Raw genomic sequence first — 17039 nt, 5'->3', positions numbered from 1 at the left:
GGGATGACGTGTCACCTTCCCCCCTCCGACCCGCCACCTCGGGCCTGCTCCTTCGCGACCTGACGGCCCGGATCGCAGCGACCTCACCCGTTCGCGAGGCGGCCCCGGACCGCGGCGACGTGCTCGTCACCGGCATCACGCTGGACAGCCGCGCCGTCCTGCCTGGCGACCTCTACGCGGCCCTGCCGGGCTTCAACGTGCACGGTGCGTGCTTCGCCGCCGACGCGGTCGCTGCCGGTGCCGTGGCGGTCCTCACCGACGCGGCCGGTCTCGACGCGATGTCGGCGACGGTCCCCGTGCTCGTCGCCGACGACCCGCGCAGCGTCGTCGGCGCCGCGGCCGCCGAGGTCTACGGCCACCCGTCCGAGCAGCTGACGATGATCGGCATCACCGGCACCAACGGCAAGACGACGACCGCCTACCTCGTCGAGTCGGCCCTGCGGGCCCACGGTCAGCGCACCGGTCTCATCGGCACCGTCGAGACACGGATCGGCGACGAGCGTATGGAGTCGGTGCGCACGACTCCCGAGGCGACCGACCTGCACGCGCTCCTCGGGCTCATGCGCGATCGCGCCCTCGACGCCTGCGTCATGGAGGTGTCGAGCCACGCGCTGCAGCTGCGGCGGGTCGACGGCGTCGTCTACGACGTGGCGCTCTTCACCAACCTCTCGCAGGACCACCTCGACTTCCACGACTCGATGGACGACTACTTCGCCGCGAAGGCCTCGCTCTTCACCCCCGAGCGCTCCCGTGCGGCGGTCGTCTGCGTGGACGACGCCTGGGGCCGGCGCCTGGCCGCGCAGGCCACCGTGCCGACCACGACGCTCGCCACGACGCTCGCCACGACGGGCGAGGACGTCACCGACGCCGACTGGGTCGCCGTCGAGGCGGCACCGACCGGACAGACCGAACAGACCGGACAGACGACAGCGGGTGGCCACGCCCCCTCCGGTGCCTTCTCCCTGCGCGAGCGGTCGACCGGCCGGGCCCTGAGCCTCGTCTCGCACCTGCCCGGACACTTCAACGTCGCCAACACGGCACTGGCGGCCCTCGCCCTGCTGCGGATCGGGCTGACCCCGGCCGAGGTCGAGTCCGCGATGGCGGTCGCCCCGGAGGTGCCCGGCCGGATGGAGGTCGTGTCGCCCGGAGGCCCCGAGGCTCCGCGCTGCGTCGTCGACTTCGCGCACACGCCCGACGCCGTCGACGCCGCCCTCGCGGCCCTGCGCGACTCGACAGCAGGGCGACTCATCGCCGTCCTCGGTGCCGGCGGCGACCGCGACCGGGGCAAGCGCCCCGCCATGGGCGCCGCGGCCGCCCGACGTGCCGACGTCGTCGTCGTCACGGACGACAACCCACGCTCCGAGGACCCCGGCGAGATCCGGGCCGCGGTCATCGCCGGAGCCCGCGACGCCGTCCGGGACGGCGCGGCGGGGGAGACCGAGATCATCGACGGCGGGGCTCGTTCGAGCGCCATCGCCGAGGCCATCGCGCTCGCGGTGGTCGACACGGGGGAGGACCGCCCTGTCGACACCGTCGTGGTGCTCGGCAAGGGACACGAGAAGGGTCAGGAGATCCACGGAGTGAAACACCCGTTCGACGACCGCGACGCCGTGCGCGCCGCCCTCGAAGCCCTCGCCTCCTCGGGGGTGACGTCGTGATCGGCCTGACCCTGGGTGAGATCCGAGACGTCACGGGTGGGCAGGTGCACGGCGTCGAGACGCCGGAGCTCTGCGCGTCCGTCGTCATCGACGGCACCGTCACCACCGACTCCCGGGACTGCGGGCCCGGCAGCCTCTACGTGGCGCGGGTCGGCGAGACCGCCGACGGCCACGACTTCGTCGGCCAGGCGGTGGCGGCCGGCGCCGTGGCCGCCCTGACCTCGCGTCCCGTCGAGGGCGTGCCCTGCGTCGTCGTCGACGACGTGCAGACCGCGTTCGGCCGGGTCGCCCGGGCCGTCGTCGACCGTGCGCCCGAGCTGCGCATCGTCGGGGTCACCGGCTCGTCCGGCAAGACGAGCGTCAAGGACCTCCTCGCGTCCGTGCTGTCGTCGGTCGCCGAGACGGTCGCACCCGTCAACTCGCTCAACGGCGAGATCGGCGTCCCGCTCACCGTGTGCCGGGTCACCCCGACGACCCGCTTCCTCGTCGCCGAGATGGGTGCCCGCGGCATCGGTCACATCGACTACCTCACCCGCATCGCGCCTCCCCAGGTCGCCATCGTGCTCAACGTGGGCACGGCCCACATCGGGGAGTTCGGGTCCCGCGAGAACATCGCCCGCGCCAAGTCCGAGCTGCCTCGTGCCGTGCCGGCCGAGGGCCTGTCGATCCTCAACGCCGACGACGCCGTCGTCGCGGGCATGGCCGCCGGCCTGGCCTCCCGCGTCCAGCTCGTCGGACTCGCCCCCGATGCGGACGTCCGCGCGGAGGACGTCACCCTCGACGAGCGCGGCAGGGCGGCATACACCCTCGTCTGCCCGCAGGGCACGGCACGAGTCTCCTTGCGCCAGAGCGGCGCCCACCACGTCGGCAACTCGCTCGCGGTCGCTGCCGCGGCTCTCGAGCTCGGCCTGTCGCTCGACCAGGTCGTCGCGGGCCTCTCCGCGGCTGAGCCGGCGAGCCGCTGGCGCATGGAGATCACCGACCGCCCCGACGGCGTCGTGGTCGTCAACGACGCGTACAACGCCAATCCCGACTCCATGCGTGCTGCCCTCGACGCCGTCGCCGCGATGCACGTGACGGGGGAGCGCTGGGCGGTCCTCGGGGGCATGCTCGAGCTCGGTCCCGACAGCGACGCGGAGCACGCAGGCGTGGGGTCGTATGCCGCGTCGCTGGCCTTCGACCACGTCGTCGCCGTCGGCGACGGGGCCAGGCCCCTCGCCGAGGCGTTCCCGGGCGCGGAGTGGGTCCCGGACACCGATGCGGCCCACGACCTGCTCGCGTCGCGGCTGCGGCCCGGCGACGTCGTCCTGCTCAAGTCCAGCCGCGACAGCGGGCTGCGCTGGCTCGGTGACCGGCTCGCCGCCGAGGGCGGCGACATCACGGTGCCACCCGCACCGGCGACCTCCGGAGAGGAGGCCCGCGGATGAAGGGTGTCCTCCTCGCAGCGTCGATCTCGCTGCTCATCTCGTTGTTCGGCACGCCGCTGTTCATCAAGTACCTCGTCAAGCGGGGCTACGGCCAGTTCATCCGTGACGACGGTCCGACCTCGCACCACACGAAGCGCGGCACGCCCACGATGGGCGGGGCCGTCATCCTCGCCGCGATGGTCGGCGCCTACTTCCTCGCGCACCTGCTGACGCTCAACCCGCCCACAGCGAGCGGGCTGCTCGTCCTCTTCCTGGCGGCGGGCCTGGGCTTCGTGGGCTTCCTCGACGACTTCATCAAGATCAGCAAGCAGCGCAGCCTCGGGCTGCGGTCGAAGCAGAAGCTCCTGGGGCAGGCGCTCGTCGGCATCACGTTCGCCGGGCTCGCGCTGCAGTTCCCCAACGAGCAGTACCGCACGCCTGCCTCGCTGCTCGTCTCGTTCGTGCGCGACACGAACTTCAGCCTCGCCCTCGGCGGCAGCACCGTCGTGGGCGTCATCCTCTTCGTCATCTTCGCCAACGTCATGATCGCCGGCGCGTCCAACGGCGTGAACCTCACCGACGGCCTCGACGGGCTCGCCACGGGTGTCTCGACGATGGTCTTCGGCGCCTACGTGCTCATCAGCATCTGGACCTACAACCAGAACTGCCAGACCAACCCCGGCATCAAGTGCTACGAGGTGCGCGACTCCCACGACCTCGCGCTCGTCGCGGCCGCGGGCATGGGAGCCTGCTTCGGGTTCCTCTGGTGGAACGCGACGCCCGCGAAGATCTTCATGGGCGACACCGGCTCCCTCGCCCTCGGTGGTGCCCTCGCCGGCCTCGCCATCACGACCCACACCGAGATGCTGCTCGTCATCCTCGGCGGCATGTTCGTCCTCGAGACGCTCTCCGTCGTCGCCCAGGTGGCCTCGTTCAAGACCACCGGCAAACGGGTGCTGAGGATGGCGCCACTGCACCACCACTTCGAGATGGTCGGGTGGAACGAGGTGACGGTCGTGGTCCGGTTCTGGATCATCGCCGGACTCTTCGTCGCCTTCGGGCTCGGCGTCTTCTACGCAGAATGGGTGGTGGGGTCCCAGTGAGCTACGACCCGCTCTACGAGCCCCGTGAGGGACTGACCCACCGGGACGCCGACTGGTCCGGCCTGCGCGTCCTCGTCGTCGGGCTCGGCGTCTCCGGCTTCGCGGCCGCCGACGCCCTCGCCGACCGCGGCGCGCACGTCGTCGCCGTCTCCCGCGACGAGACCGAGGCGATCCGTGAGCGCGCCACGATCCTCGAGATCCTCGACGTCGACGTCCGGCTCGGCGCCGAGCACATGACCGAGCCCCCGGCCGGCACCGAGCTCGTCGTGACCTCGCCCGGGGTCCCACCCCACGACCCGCTCATGCTCGCGGCCGCCACGGCCGGCATACCCGTGTGGGGAGAGGTCGAGCTCGCGTGGCGCATGCGGGCGCAGGAGGGCGCCGCTCCGTGGCTCACCGTCACGGGCACCAACGGCAAGACGACCACGGTCAACATGCTCGCCTCGATCCTGCGCCACGCAGGGCTGCGTGCGACGTCGGCCGGCAACGTCGGCACCCCGCTCCTCGAGGCAGTCCTCCACCCCGAGCCCTACGACGTGCTCGCCGTCGAGCTCTCCAGCTTCCAGCTGCACTGGCAGCGCTCCGTCTCGGCGGTCGCCTCGGCGGTGCTCAACGTCGCTCCCGACCACATCGACTGGCACGGCAGCTACGCCGAGTACCTCCGGGCCAAGGGGAAGATCTACGAGAACACCCACCTGGCCTGCATCTACAACGTCGCGGACATCCAGACCGAGCAGCTCGTCATGGAGGCCAACGTCGTCGAGGGCTGCCGCGCCATCGGCTTCACCACGGGCATCCCGGCGCCCTCGATGGTCGGCGTCGTCGAGGACGTCCTCGCCGACCGCGCCTTCGTCGAGCAGCGACAGCGTTCCGCAGCGGAGCTGTGCACCATCGCCGACCTCCAGGGCGACGCCCCCTCGATCGCGCCGCACTACGTCGCCAACGCCCTCGCCGCCGCCGCGCTGGCCCGTGCCTACGGCGTCGGTCCCATCGCGGTCCGGGACGGGCTGCGCGCCTTCCGGCCGGACCGTCACCGGATCGCCGAGATCGCCACCGTGAAGGGCGTCCGGTTCGTCAACGACTCCAAGGCCACCAACCCGCACGCCGCGGCCGCGGCGATCCGCTCCTTCGACTCGGTCGTGTGGGTCGCCGGCGGACTGCTCAAGGGGGCCGACGTCGACAGCCTCGTCGAGGAGATGGCGTCCCGGCTGCGCGGCGTCGTCCTCATCGGCGCCGACCGCGACCAGATCGCCCAGGCCCTTTCCCGACACGCGCCCGATGTCCCGGTCGTGGACCTGTCCGAGACGGACACTGGAGTCATGGACCGAGTCGTCAGGGAGGCCGCGCACCTCGCCCAGCCGGGCGACGTCGTGCTGCTCGCACCCGCTGCCGCCTCGATGGACATGTTCACGAACTACGGGGCCCGCGGCGACGCCTTCGAGGAGGCGGTCCGGCGGCACCTGGAGGCACACGGGGGGCTGGAGTGAGCACGACGACCGCCGACGACAAGGCGGGCCCGAGGACGGCTGCCAGGACCGGTGCCAAGACCGGTGCCAAGACGGCGACGAAGGCCGGCACGACCGGCACGTCCACCGGGCTGCGTTCGTTGCCGGTCATCGGCAAGCTCGAGTCCCCGTTGACGACGTACTACCTCATCCTCGGCACCACCTCGACGCTCGTCGTCTTCGGCCTCATCATGGTCTTCTCGGCCTCCAGCGTGGAGGCCCTCCTCGCCGACGAGGCCTCGTACAGCGTCTTCGTGCGCCAGCTGCTCTTCGCGGTCCTCGGGGCCGTCGCGGCCGCGGTCGCCAGCCGCCTCGACGTCAGCTGGTGGAAGCGTCTCGCCTTCCCGATGATCGTCGTCTCGGTGCTGCTGCTCGCCGCCGTCATCCCGTTCGGTCGCGACGTCAACGGCAACCAGAACTGGCTGGCGATCGGGCCGGTGCAGTTCCAGCCGTCCGAGTTCGCCAAGCTCGGACTGGTTCTCGTCGGTGCGGTCATCTTCGCCAACAAGTCCGCGCGCATGACGAGCCTGCTCCACGTCGCGCTGCCCTTCCTGGCGCCGATCTCCGGGATCGTCATCGGTCTCATCCTCGTCGGCCACGACCTCGGCACGGCCATGGTCGTGCTCCTCATCATCGCCGCGGTCCTGCTCGTGGCCGGGGCACCCAAGCGGGTGTTCGCCATCGCCGGAGGTCTCGCCGTCATCGGCGTCGCGCTCATGGTGACCGGCAGCGACAACCGCACGAGCCGCATCGCCAACTGGCTGAGCCCGGCGTGCAACGCCGACCCGGACGGGTGGTGCGGGCAGTCGGTGCACGGCCTCTACGCCCTCGCCGACGGCGGCTGGTGGGGCGTCGGCCTCGGTGCTTCCAAGGAGAAGTGGGAGTGGCTCTCCGAGGCCCACAACGACTTTATCTTCGCCATCATCGGTGAGGAGCTCGGCCTGCCGGGCACCCTCATGGTCCTGCTCCTCTTCGGCATCCTCGCGTGGGCGTGCTTCCGGCTCGTCAGCCGCACCCAGGACCGCTTCGTGCGCATCGCGGGCTTCGGCATCATGACGTGGCTGCTCGGGCAGGCCATCATCAACATCGGCGCGGTCATCGGGCTCTTCCCCGTCATCGGGGTGCCGCTGCCGCTCGTCTCCGCCGGTGGTTCCTCGCTCGTGACGACATTGTTCGCCCTGGGGATACTCCTGTCCTTCGCGCGCAACGAGCCCGGCTGCAAGGCCCTGCTCGACGCCCGTCCCAGCCTGGTCCGCCGGTCCCTCGCGGTGCTGCCCTCCCGCGTCCGCTCCGTCCCGCAATCTCGTAGAAGTCGGTGATCCCGCTGTCCTCGCCCACCTCCGTCCTGCTCGCCGGGGGAGGGAGCGCTGGCCACGTGTCGCCGCTCCTGGCCCTCGCCGACGCCCTGCGCCGCCGTCACCCCGACCTGCGGGTGACGGCCCTCGGCACGCAGGAGGGGCTCGAGGCACGCCTCGTGCCGGCCCGCGGCTACGACCTGAGGTTCGTCCCGAAGGTGCCGCTGCCCCGACGCCCGAGCGTCGACCTCCTGCGGCTGCCCGGTCGCCTCAAGGCGGCGGTCGACGCCGCCGGAGCGGCCATCGACGACACCGGGGCCGAGGTCGTCGTCGGGTTCGGTGGCTACGTCAGCACTCCCGCCTACCTCGCGGCGCGACGTCGGCACGTGCCGATCGTCATCCACGAGCAGAACGCCCGTCCCGGCCTGGCCAACCGCCTCGGAGCGCGCTTCGCCAGTGCCGTGGCGACGACCTTCTCGAGCACGTCGCTGCCGCACGCCCAACGAGTCGGTATGCCGCTGCGCCGTGAGGTCAGCACGCTCGACCGCGCTGCGGTGCGGGCCCAGGCGCTCGCGCACTTCGGCCTCGAGGCGCAGTGGCCCACGGTCCTCGTCACCGGCGGCTCCCTGGGCGCTCAGCGCCTCAACGACGCCTTCCGTGCCCGGGTGTCGCAGCTGCGCGAGTCGGGGGTGCAGGTGCTCCACGTCACCGGTCTGGGCAAGGAGTTCGCCCCGGAGGCGCTCGGGGGTGGGGCGCCCTACGTCGTCGTCCCCTACGCCGACCGCATGGAGCTGGCGTATGCCGTCGCCGACCTCGTGGTGGCGCGCTCGGGCGCCAACACGGTGTGCGAGCTGACTGCTGTCGGCCTGCCCGCCGTCTACGTCCCGCTGCCCGTCGGCAACGGCGAGCAGGTCCTCAACGCCACCGACGTCGTGGCTGCCGGAGGTGGCCTGCTCGTCGACGACGCGGCCTTCACGCCGGAGTGGATCGACACCGTGCTCGTCCCGCTCGCGACCGACCCGGAGCGGGTGGCCCGCATGGCGGCGGCGGCCCGGACGCTCGGCGAGCCCACTGCCGACGAGACGCTCGCAGACCTCGTCGACCGGGCAGCCGAAGGCAGGGACCACCGATGACCCAGACCCCGCACACCCCGAGCGTCGACGACCCGTTCGCGGCAGCACGCTTCGACTTCAGGGCTCCGGTGCCGAGCGTCGCCGAGCTCGGCCGCGTGCACTTCCTCGCCATCGGCGGGGCCGGCATGTCGGGCGTCGCCCGCATCATGCTCGCCCGCGGCATCCGCGTCACCGGCAGCGACGCCAAGGACGTCCCGGTCCTCAAGGCCCTCGAGAGCGAGGGTGCCGGCGTGTGGGTCGGGTTCCACGAGGGCCACCAGGAGCGCGCCGACGCCATCGTCATGAGCAGCTCGATCCGCGACGACAACGTCGAGCTCGTCGCGGCGCGCGAGCGTGGGGTCCCCGTGCTCCACCGGGCCCAGGGTCTGGCGGCGCTCATGCAGGGTCGACGCCCGGTGGCCGTGGCCGGCGCCAACGGCAAGACGACGACCACCTCGATGCTCACCGTCGCGCTGCAGGGCTGCGGTCTCGACCCGTCCTTCGCCGTCGGCGGCGAACTGGCGAAGCACGGCACGAACGCCCACGACGGGACCGACGACGTCTTCGTCGTCGAGGCCGACGAGAGCGACGGGTCCTTCGTCGTCTACCGGCCCGAGGTCGCGATCGTCACGAACGTGCAGCCGGACCACCTCGACTTCTACTCGAACTTCACTGTTGTGCAGGCCGCGTACGACGCCTTCGTCGACACGATCCGGCCCGGTGGGCTGCTCGTCACCTGCGCGGACGACGCCGGCTCGCTCGCCCTGGCCGCCCGCGCCCGAGCGGCGGGGACGCGCGTGCTGACCTACGGCTTCGACCCGGCGTCGGACGTCGTGCTGGCGGACCACCGCCAGGACGGCGTCACCTCGTCGGTGACGGTCCGCGACGAGGGGGTCGAGCGGCGCATGACGCTCGGGGTGCCCGGTCGCCACAACGCCCTCAACGCCGCCGCCGCCTACGCAGCCGCCGTGCACGGGCTCGGGCAGGCCCCCGACCGGGTCCTCGCCGGTCTGGCCTCGTTCACCGGCACCCGCCGCCGGTTCGAGCCCAAGGGCGAGGCGGGAGGAGTCGTCGTCGTCGACGACTACGCCCACAACGCCGGCAAGGTCGCCGCCGTCGTGGCAACCGCCAAGGACCTCGTCGGCGACAGCGGCCGCCTCGTCGTCGTCTTCCAGCCGCACCTCTACAGCCGGACGCGCGACTTCGCGGCCGAGCTGGGCTCGGGACTCTCGCCGGCGGACGTCGTCGTCGTCATGGACGTGTACGCGGCGCGCGAGGACCCGGTGCCCGGCGTGTCCGGGCGGCTGGTGGCCGACGCCGTGACGGCCGCTCGCCCGGAGGTCGAGGTCCACTACGTCCCGTCGTGGTCGGAGGTCGCCCCCATGGTGGCTGCCCTCGCGCGCCCGGGCGACCTCGTGCTCACCGTCGGAGCCGGTGACGTGACGATGATCGGCCCGGAGGTGCTGCGAGCCCTCGGAGGAGGCGCGCCGTGACGCTCGAACGCGGCACGACGCGACGACGGGTGGCCGGCACCGGCCTCGCGTCGTCGCGCACGCGCTTCGAACGCCGCGCGGCCGCTGCGCGCCGCCGCCCGCGGCTGGTGGCGGGCGTCCTCGTGGCGCTCCTGCTCGTCGCTGGAGCACTGGCGTGGCTGGGGTGGTTCAGCAGTCTCCTGACGGTCTCCAGGGTCGAGGTCCACGGGGTGAGCGCGGCCGCCGCGGGACAGGTGCGCACCGCGGCCCAGGTTCCGCTGGGCGGTCCCCTGATGCGCGTCGACACCGACGCCGTGACCGCACGGCTGCTGGCCGGGCGGGCCTGGAGCGACGTCTCGGTGACGCGCAGCCTCCCCGACACCGTCGTGGTCACCGTGACCCCGCGGGTCGCCGTGCTCGCCGTGCGCAACCCTCAGGGTGAGGTCGACGTCGTGGACCGCGAGGGCTTCACCTTCCGGACCGTCGGCAGCCCGCCGGCAGGCGTGCCCCTCGTGAGCTCCGGTGCCGCGCAGGTCACCAAGGCGGGGGTCGACGCCGCACTGGCCGCCCTCGGGTCGCTCGCGCCCGCCCTCCGCGCCGACGTCTCCGGGATCTCGGTGTCGACGGCCGACCAGGTGTCGTTCACCGTGACGCCGAACGGCGGCAGGGGCAAGACGGTGGTGTGGGGCGGCGCGGACAACGGACAGCGCAAGGCCGAGCTCGTGAGGCTCCTGCTGCCCCAGCCCGGATCGACGATCGACGTCAGTGTCCCGTCGTCGCCGGTGACGCGCTGACCGTCGTGAGCCCCTGGGGGCTGCGATGACCGACCGTGGCCTCGGGGAGCCTGCAGGCGAGATCTCGCCGGGACCCCGCCGCTCGGGTCGGTGGGCCTCGTGGGAGGCTTTCCCTTCGAACGACCCCGTCGTCCGGTGGTGCTGGTGGGGCCCGTGGGGCGCGGCTCTCGGAAATGGGGCAATCCCCGCGACGACACGCCGCAGCGTGGGTTGAACCACCCTGTGGCGCGTCATACCGTCGGGGCACTGGTTCGTGACCAAACTGTAACCTTTATGTCGACGTTTAAGGTTTGAGGGCTACAGGCTCGGACCGAGCCGCACGATCTCCCGCTTTCCCCGCAGATCCAGCACAGCCCCCCAGACCACACGAAGCACCGGCACCACCAGTCAGGAAGGCCCACTCTCGTGGCAGCAGCACCGCAGAACTACTTGGCCGTCATCAAGGTCGTCGGCATCGGCGGCGGCGGCGTCAATGCCATCAATCGCATGATCGAGGTCGGCCTCAAGGGTGTCGAGTTCATCGCCATCAACACCGACGCCCAGGCCCTGCTCATGAGCGACGCCGACGTCAAGCTCGACGTCGGCCGTGAGCTCACCCGCGGCCTCGGCGCCGGCGCCGACCCCGAGGTCGGCAAGAAGGCCGCAGAGGACCACGCCGAGGAGATCGAGGAGGTCCTCAAGGGGGCCGACATGGTCTTCGTCACGGCAGGTGAGGGCGGCGGCACCGGCACCGGCGGCGCCCCCGTCGTGGCCCGCATCGCCCGCCAGCTCGGCGCCCTGACCATCGGTGTCGTGACGCGTCCCTTCACCTTCGAGGGGCGCCGTCGAGCCAACCAGGCCGAGTCGGGCATCGGGAGCCTCCGCGAGGAGGTCGACACCCTCATCGTCATCCCCAACGACCGACTGCTGTCGATCAGCGACCGCAACGTCTCGATGATGGACGCCTTCCGCTCGGCCGACCAGGTCCTGCTCTCCGGTGTCCAGGGCATCACCGACCTCATCACGACGCCGGGCCTGATCAACCTCGACTTCGCCGACGTCAAGTCGGTCATGCAGGGCGCCGGCTCCGCCCTCATGGGCATCGGCTCCGCCCGGGGCGAGGACCGCGCCGTCCAGGCCGCCGAGCTGGCCATCAGCAGCCCCCTGCTCGAGGCCTCGATCGACGGTGCCCACGGCGTGCTGCTCTCCATCCAGGGTGGCTCCGACCTCGGTCTCTTCGAGATCAACGAGGCCGCCCGTCTCGTCCAGGAGGCGGCGCACCCCGAGGCCAACATCATCTTCGGTGCGGTCATCGACGACGCGCTCGGCGACGAGGTGCGGGTCACCGTCATCGCCGCCGGGTTCGACAGCGGCGGCCCCACGCAGCGCCACGACGACCGTGCCCTCGGACAGGTCATGGGGCGCCCGCAGCAGTCCCAGCAGCAGGCCCCGCCGCAGCGTCCGGCCGCGCCGGCGCCGCAGCAGGCCCAGCCGCAGCACACCAACGGCGTCGCGCAGCCTGCCCAGCAGCAGGTGCACCCGGCGCCCGTGCAGCACCAGCCGCAGAGCCAGCAGCTCCCGACGCAGCAGCCCGCCGCGCCGGCGGTGCACCAGCAGCAGCCGCAGCACCACGTCCCGGCGCCCGCCACCCAGCAGCCACCGCGACAGGTGACCTTCGACGAGGGCGACGACCTCGACGTCCCGGACTTCCTCAAGTAGGTCGACACCGAGACCGGCTTCGCACGGGCGGGAGACGCAGACTGCGTCTCCCGCCCGTCGTCGTCCCTGCCCGGGGCGCCGCCGCGGGCGTCCGTCGGGCGGACGGCCCCGGGATAGGTTGGTGCCCGTGTTCTACTGGCGCACCACCATCGCGAGCGACGGCGAGAGCTACCCGGTCGACGTCGGCTTCACGGGCCGTTCGTCGGGACGGGGGCGCGGGCCGTATGCCGGGCTCAACCTCGGCGGTCACGTGGGTGACGACCCGGCAGACGTCGAGGGCAACCGAGCCGCACTGGCCGACGAGCTCGACGTCCCCCGGGGGCACCTCGTGCTGATGAACCAGGTCCACGGCGCCGACGTCGTCGAGGTCGACGGGCCCTGGGGTGCGCAGCCCCCCGCCGTGGACGGCATCGTCACGCGCACCCGCGGGCTCGCCCTCGGCGTCCTCGTCGCCGACTGCGTGCCCGTGCTCCTCCACGACGCGCGCGCCGGTGTCGTGGGCGCCGTCCACGCAGGCAGGCCTGGCATGCTCGCCGGCATCGTCGGCCGCGCCGTCGGGGCGATGCGCGACCTGGGCGCGACCTCCGTCTCGGCGACGGTCGGCCCGTCGGTGTGCGGCCGCTGCTACGAGGTGCCGCCGGAGATGTCCGCGGCTGCGGCCTCGGTCGCCCCGTCGTCGGCAGCGCGCTCGTGGACCGGGACGCCCGCCATCGACGTGGCGGCCGGTGTCGTCGAGCAGCTCGCGTCGGCCGATGTCGCGGTCCGGTGGATCCCGGGCTGCTCGCGTGAGAGTGCCGACCTGTACTCCTACCGGCGTGACGGCCGGACCGGGCGCTTCGCCGGCGTCGTGGCCCTCCGGGAGGTCGCCTCGTGACCAGCGCCCCCGTCGCAGGGGCCGAGGCGCGTGCCGGGCAGCTGCGCGACAACCTCGCCGCCGTCCACGAGCGCATCGCCAGGGGCTGCGCGGAGGCCGGCCGCGACCCCGCCGATGTCACGCTCGTCGTGGTCACCAAGTACTTCCCGGCCTCGGACGTGCTGCTGCTCCACCACCTGGGTGAGCGGCACTTCGGCGAGAACCGCGACCAGGAGGCGGGCGAGAAGTTCCGCGAGGTCCGGCAGGCGCTCTCGGACGCGGGGGAGCCTGACCTGACGCTGCACTTCATCGGTCAGCTGCAGAGCAACAAGGCCGCGCACGTCGCCGCGTACGCCGACGTCGTCGAGTCGGTCGACCGGGCCAAGCTCGTGACGGCCCTCGCCAAGGGGGCGCACGCCGCGGACCGGCGACTCAGGGTCCTGCTCCAGGTCAGCCTCGACGGGGACACCTCCCGTGGTGGCGTGCTGCCGCACGACGTCGAGGGCCTCGCCGATGCCGTTGCGGCACAGGACCGTCTCGACCTGCGCGGTGTCATGGCCGTCGCGCCCCTCGGAGCCGACCCCGACGCGGCCTTCACCCGGCTCCGGGAGGTCGCGGACGGCATACGCGATCGGCACCCGCAGGCCGACTGGATCTCAGCGGGAATGAGCGGCGACCTCGAGGCAGGGCTGCGCCACGGTGCGACACACCTGCGTGTCGGCACCGCAATCCTCGGTTCCCGCCCGTCACTTCTGTAACGTCGGCAGCGATCACAATCCGACGTTTTGGGAGTTGGCCATGGCAGGGGCACTGCGCAAGACGATGGTGTACCTCGGACTCAGCGAGGAGGACCAGCGTCACGAGCGTTACGACGAGTACGACGCCTACGACGACTCCGACCGCTACGACGACGAGTCCGAGCACACCGCAGCGGTGACCCAGCTGCCCACCAAGCGACCCGTGGCCGCCGTCGTGCGCGACGTGGAGGTCGGTTCGCTCAACCGGATCACGACGATCCACCCGCGGACCTACAACGAGGCCAAGAACATCGGCGAGTGGTTCCGCGACCAGGTGCCGGTCATCATGAACCTCAGCGACATGGACGACGCCGACGCCAAGCGTCTCGTCGACTTCGCGGCCGGCCTCGTCTTCGGACTCCACGGCACGATCGAGCGGGTCACCTCCAAGGTGTTCCTCCTCTCGCCGGCCCACGTCGAGATCTCCGCCGACGAGCCCGAGGCCCCGGCCGCCTCGACGCGCGGCTTCTTCAACCAGAGCTGAGCGTCCGAGCCGGACCGAGCGAGCACGAAGCGGGGTTCGCGGGCGAGCCGGTCCGGACCCCGGTTCACACTCCGGGCCCCGAATCAGGGACACTGACGGACATGGACGCGTTCTGGACGATCTACGGGGTGGTGGTCTTCACCTTCTTCATCGCCCTCATCGGTCGCTTCGTCATCGACTGGGTGCAGGTGCTGGCTCGGTCGTGGCGGCCCTCCGGGGTCGTCCTCGTCCTGGCCGAGGCCGTCTACACCGTGACCGACCCGCCGCTGCGCGCCCTGCGCAAGGTGATCCCGTCGCCGAACCTCGGCGGCGTCCGACTAGACCTCAGCTTCCTCGTCCTGATGTTGCTGACCTCTCTCGCTCTCAACGTGCCGAGCTTCTTCTGACCGATCGGTGGTCATGTCGTCCCGACAGCCACAGGGGACACACGCCGATCTGTGAGCATGGCTTTGGTTCGTGACCGGAACGTTAGATAGCGTTGACCCGAACCATTACGTCTGTATCGAGGTGACACATGGCGCTTACGCCAGAACAGGTGCTCAACAAGCACTTCCAGACCACGCAGTTCCGTCGTGGCTACGAGGAGCGGGACGTTGACGACTTCCTCGACGAGATCGTGGCGGAGATGCGTTCGCTCATCGAGCAGCGTGACGACTACCTGAAGCAGCTCAACGACTGCCGCGCGAGCAAGAACCAGTCGGCCGTGCGTGCCGACGGTCCCACGGCGGCGATGCCTGCCGTCGGTCGCCCCGGCGACGAGGCCAAGCTCGGTGGTCTGACCGCGAAGATCCAGGATGCCGAGCGCGCCTTCAAGGCAGCGTCGGACCGGGCAGCCAAGGCCAAGGCGGATGCCGAGAACGCCGAGCGCGCCGCCAAGGAGCGCATCGACCGCGCCAAGGCCGAGGCCGAGCGTGCCGAGGCGACCGCGAAGTCGGCCGTCGACTCGCAGGCCCTCAACGACGCCCAGGCCAAGCTCAACGGGCTCAACTCGCAGGTCGCCGACGCCGAGGCCAAGCTGACCAAGGCCCAGGAGAACGCCCGAGCCTCCGAGGAGCGCGCCGCGAAGGCCCAGGCAGACGCCGACGCCGCCGCTGCCGAGGCCGCACGACTGCGTGAGGAGGCCGCCAAGGCCGCCAAGGCGCCCGTCGCCGCGCCGGAGGCCCCGGTCGCCGCCGCCGCAGCGCCGGCTGCCGCAGCCGCCTCGGGCAACCTCGACGCCGCCGGGGTCATCGCCCTGGCCCAGCGCCTGCACGACGAGCACGTGGCCGCCGGTGAGACCCGACGCAACGAGCTCATCTCCGAGGCCGAGAACCGCCACCGCGAGATGCTCGCCGCCGCCCAGTCGCGCCACGACGAGCTCATCAGCGCCGGTCAGAACCGCCACGACGAGGCGACCCAGGAGGCCGAGCAGATCGCAGCCGCCGCCGCCGCCCAGCGCGACCAGATGATCGCCGAGGCTACCTCGCAGCGCGACCAGATGATCACCGAGGCCACCTCGCAGCGCGACCAGATGATCGCCGAGGCCACGACCAAGCGCGACGAGATGCTGACCGAGGCGCGCGAGCGCGCCACCGGCATGGTCGCCGAGGCCCAGCAGAAGAAGGCCGCCCTCCTTGAGGAGCTCGACAAGCAGAAGGGCCTGCTCGACCGCAAGATCTCCGAGCTGCGAGGCTTCGAGAAGAACTACCGCAGCAACCTCAAGTCCTACATCGAGGGTCAGCTCCACGACCTCGACTCGAGTGCCCAGGAGCCGGCCCGCGCCGGTGCCGGAGACGGCAACCAGGGCTGAGCCCCACCTCGAACAGACGCGCGCAGGCCGCCCGGGAACCCTCCCGGGCGGCCTGTGTCGTCCTGAGGGGCGAACACTTTGGCCTCCTGAGCGTTTCGCGTTTGTGCACGACCCGAACGGGGCTTATTGTCAGCCCCACTTGTCAGCGTCGACTGCTTGAACGACGGAGGGTCTGATGGCGGCGGAGAAGACGGCAGCGGCGACCACCGCGGTCAAGCGGTCAACCACGAGCAGGGCGACCGGAGCAGCCACGAAGGCGGCTCCGGCCAAGAAGGCGTCAGCGAGCAAGGCAGTCCCGGCCAAGAAGGCGTCGGCGAGCAAGGCAGTCCCGGCCAAGAAGGCGTCGGTGACGAAGGCGGCTCCGGCCAAGAAGGCGTCGGTGACGAAGGCGGCTCCGGCCAAGAAGGCGTCGGTGACCAAGGCGGCTCCCGCCAAGAAGGCGCCGGCCCCGAAGACTCCCGCGACGAAGCGGGCCAGCACCCCTCAGACCACCCCAGCGAGGGCCGTGGCCGCGAAGACAGCGGCGAAGGCCCCCGCGACCCGAACCAAGAAGGCAGCAGTGACGACGAGCTCCACCGCAGGAACCCGCTCGACCGCCGGCACGACGGCGAGCACGGCCAAGACGGCTGCCAAGGCTGCGGGCGCGGGCCGCCCCAGCGCGCGCAAGATCGCCGAGCAGCTCCGGGTCAAGGACGACGAGAGCCCCTGGAGCGAGGACGAGATCAGCGAGGTCCGCGGCGTGCTCCTCGAGGAGATCGAGCAGCACCGCGTCGAGCTCAAGCTGGCCGAGGACGAGCTCGACGACCTGCTGCGCGCCTCGGGCGACGGCTCGGGCGACGACCAGGCCGACGCCGGCGCCAAGACCGCGGAGCGCGAGCACGAGATCTCCGTGGCCGCGAACGCGCGTGCGAGCCTGCGCCAGGCCGAGCACGCCCTCGAGCAGCTCGAGGGTGGCACCTACGGCATCTGCGAGAACTGCGGCAACCCCATCGGCAAGCTTCGACTTCAGGCCCGTCCTCGTGCGACCCTGTGCATGACATGCCAGGAGAAGCAGGACCGCCACTGAAGCCAGA

Annotated in this window: 15 protein-coding genes; all 15 read left to right on the top strand. The window is 71.7% G+C overall.

Features of this window, described 5'->3' with window-relative positions; genetic code table 11:
• The first annotated feature begins 8 nt into the window (after positions 1–8).
• The 15 genes from TAE01_RS04160 (at position 9) to TAE01_RS20805 (ending at position 17032) form a co-directional block, all read left to right on the top strand.
• Positions 9–1658 (top strand): UDP-N-acetylmuramoyl-L-alanyl-D-glutamate--2,6-diaminopimelate ligase, encoded by a 1650-nt coding sequence (locus TAE01_RS04160; protein WP_246111128.1) that lies wholly within the window; start codon positions 9–11, stop codon positions 1656–1658.
• Entirely contained in the window at positions 1655–3085 is a 1431-nt protein-coding gene (locus TAE01_RS04155) for a UDP-N-acetylmuramoyl-tripeptide--D-alanyl-D-alanine ligase (RefSeq protein ID WP_147063727.1), read from the top strand. The genes TAE01_RS04160 and TAE01_RS04155 overlap by 4 nt, the downstream gene beginning before the upstream one ends.
• On the top strand, positions 3082–4167 hold the full coding sequence (mraY, locus tag TAE01_RS04150) for a phospho-N-acetylmuramoyl-pentapeptide-transferase (RefSeq protein WP_147063725.1): 1086 nt from the start codon (positions 3082–3084) through the stop codon (positions 4165–4167). The genes TAE01_RS04155 and mraY overlap by 4 nt, the downstream gene beginning before the upstream one ends.
• Positions 4146–5654 (top strand): UDP-N-acetylmuramoyl-L-alanine--D-glutamate ligase, encoded by a 1509-nt coding sequence (gene murD, locus TAE01_RS04145; protein ID WP_186815029.1) that lies wholly within the window; start codon positions 4146–4148, stop codon positions 5652–5654. The genes mraY and murD overlap by 22 nt, the downstream gene beginning before the upstream one ends.
• Positions 5651–6991: a putative lipid II flippase FtsW gene (gene ftsW, locus TAE01_RS04140; RefSeq protein ID WP_246111127.1), complete on the top strand. Its 1341-nt coding sequence runs from the start codon at positions 5651–5653 to the stop codon at positions 6989–6991. Before murD ends, ftsW begins: the two co-directional genes overlap by 4 nt.
• Positions 6988–8100, top strand: a complete 1113-nt coding sequence (murG, locus tag TAE01_RS04135; protein ID WP_147063721.1) for an undecaprenyldiphospho-muramoylpentapeptide beta-N-acetylglucosaminyltransferase — start codon at positions 6988–6990, stop codon at positions 8098–8100. The genes ftsW and murG overlap by 4 nt, the downstream gene beginning before the upstream one ends.
• A complete protein-coding gene (murC, locus tag TAE01_RS04130; RefSeq protein WP_147063719.1) occupies positions 8097–9572 on the top strand; it encodes a UDP-N-acetylmuramate--L-alanine ligase in 1476 nt (491 codons plus the stop codon). The genes murG and murC overlap by 4 nt, the downstream gene beginning before the upstream one ends.
• A complete protein-coding gene (locus tag TAE01_RS04125) occupies positions 9569–10345 on the top strand; it encodes a cell division protein FtsQ/DivIB (protein ID WP_147063717.1) in 777 nt (258 codons plus the stop codon). The genes murC and TAE01_RS04125 overlap by 4 nt, the downstream gene beginning before the upstream one ends.
• A gap of 405 nt (positions 10346–10750) precedes the next feature.
• Positions 10751–12043 carry a cell division protein FtsZ gene (ftsZ, locus tag TAE01_RS04120; protein WP_147063715.1) on the top strand — a complete coding sequence of 431 codons (1293 nt, stop codon included), beginning with the start codon at positions 10751–10753 and terminating at the stop codon, positions 12041–12043.
• A 127-nt stretch (positions 12044–12170) separates the two neighbouring features.
• Positions 12171–12917 carry a purine nucleoside phosphorylase YfiH/LACC1 family protein gene (locus TAE01_RS04115; RefSeq protein ID WP_147063713.1) on the top strand — a complete coding sequence of 249 codons (747 nt, stop codon included), beginning with the start codon at positions 12171–12173 and terminating at the stop codon, positions 12915–12917.
• A complete protein-coding gene (locus TAE01_RS04110) occupies positions 12914–13654 on the top strand; it encodes a YggS family pyridoxal phosphate-dependent enzyme (RefSeq protein ID WP_147063711.1) in 741 nt (246 codons plus the stop codon). Before TAE01_RS04115 ends, TAE01_RS04110 begins: the two co-directional genes overlap by 4 nt.
• A gap of 40 nt (positions 13655–13694) precedes the next feature.
• On the top strand, positions 13695–14177 hold the full coding sequence (locus tag TAE01_RS04105) for a cell division protein SepF (protein WP_147063710.1): 483 nt from the start codon (positions 13695–13697) through the stop codon (positions 14175–14177).
• A 101-nt stretch (positions 14178–14278) separates the two neighbouring features.
• Complete coding sequence (locus TAE01_RS04100) at positions 14279–14563, top strand: YggT family protein (protein ID WP_045193091.1); 285 nt, start codon at positions 14279–14281, stop codon at positions 14561–14563.
• Positions 14564–14691: 128 nt separating this feature from the next.
• Positions 14692–15966: a DivIVA domain-containing protein gene (locus tag TAE01_RS04095; protein WP_186815028.1), complete on the top strand. Its 1275-nt coding sequence runs from the start codon at positions 14692–14694 to the stop codon at positions 15964–15966.
• Positions 15967–16141: 175 nt separating this feature from the next.
• Entirely contained in the window at positions 16142–17032 is an 891-nt protein-coding gene (locus tag TAE01_RS20805; protein ID WP_147063700.1) for a TraR/DksA family transcriptional regulator, read from the top strand.
• Positions 17033–17039: the final 7 nt, after the last annotated feature.

It is taken from the genome of Terrabacter aerolatus (genome assembly GCF_007991735.1).
Taxonomy (GTDB): domain Bacteria; phylum Actinomycetota; class Actinomycetes; order Actinomycetales; family Dermatophilaceae; genus Terrabacter; species Terrabacter aerolatus.
Note: the sequence above shows the minus strand (reverse complement) of the source record. Positions and strands in the feature narration are given on the sequence as shown.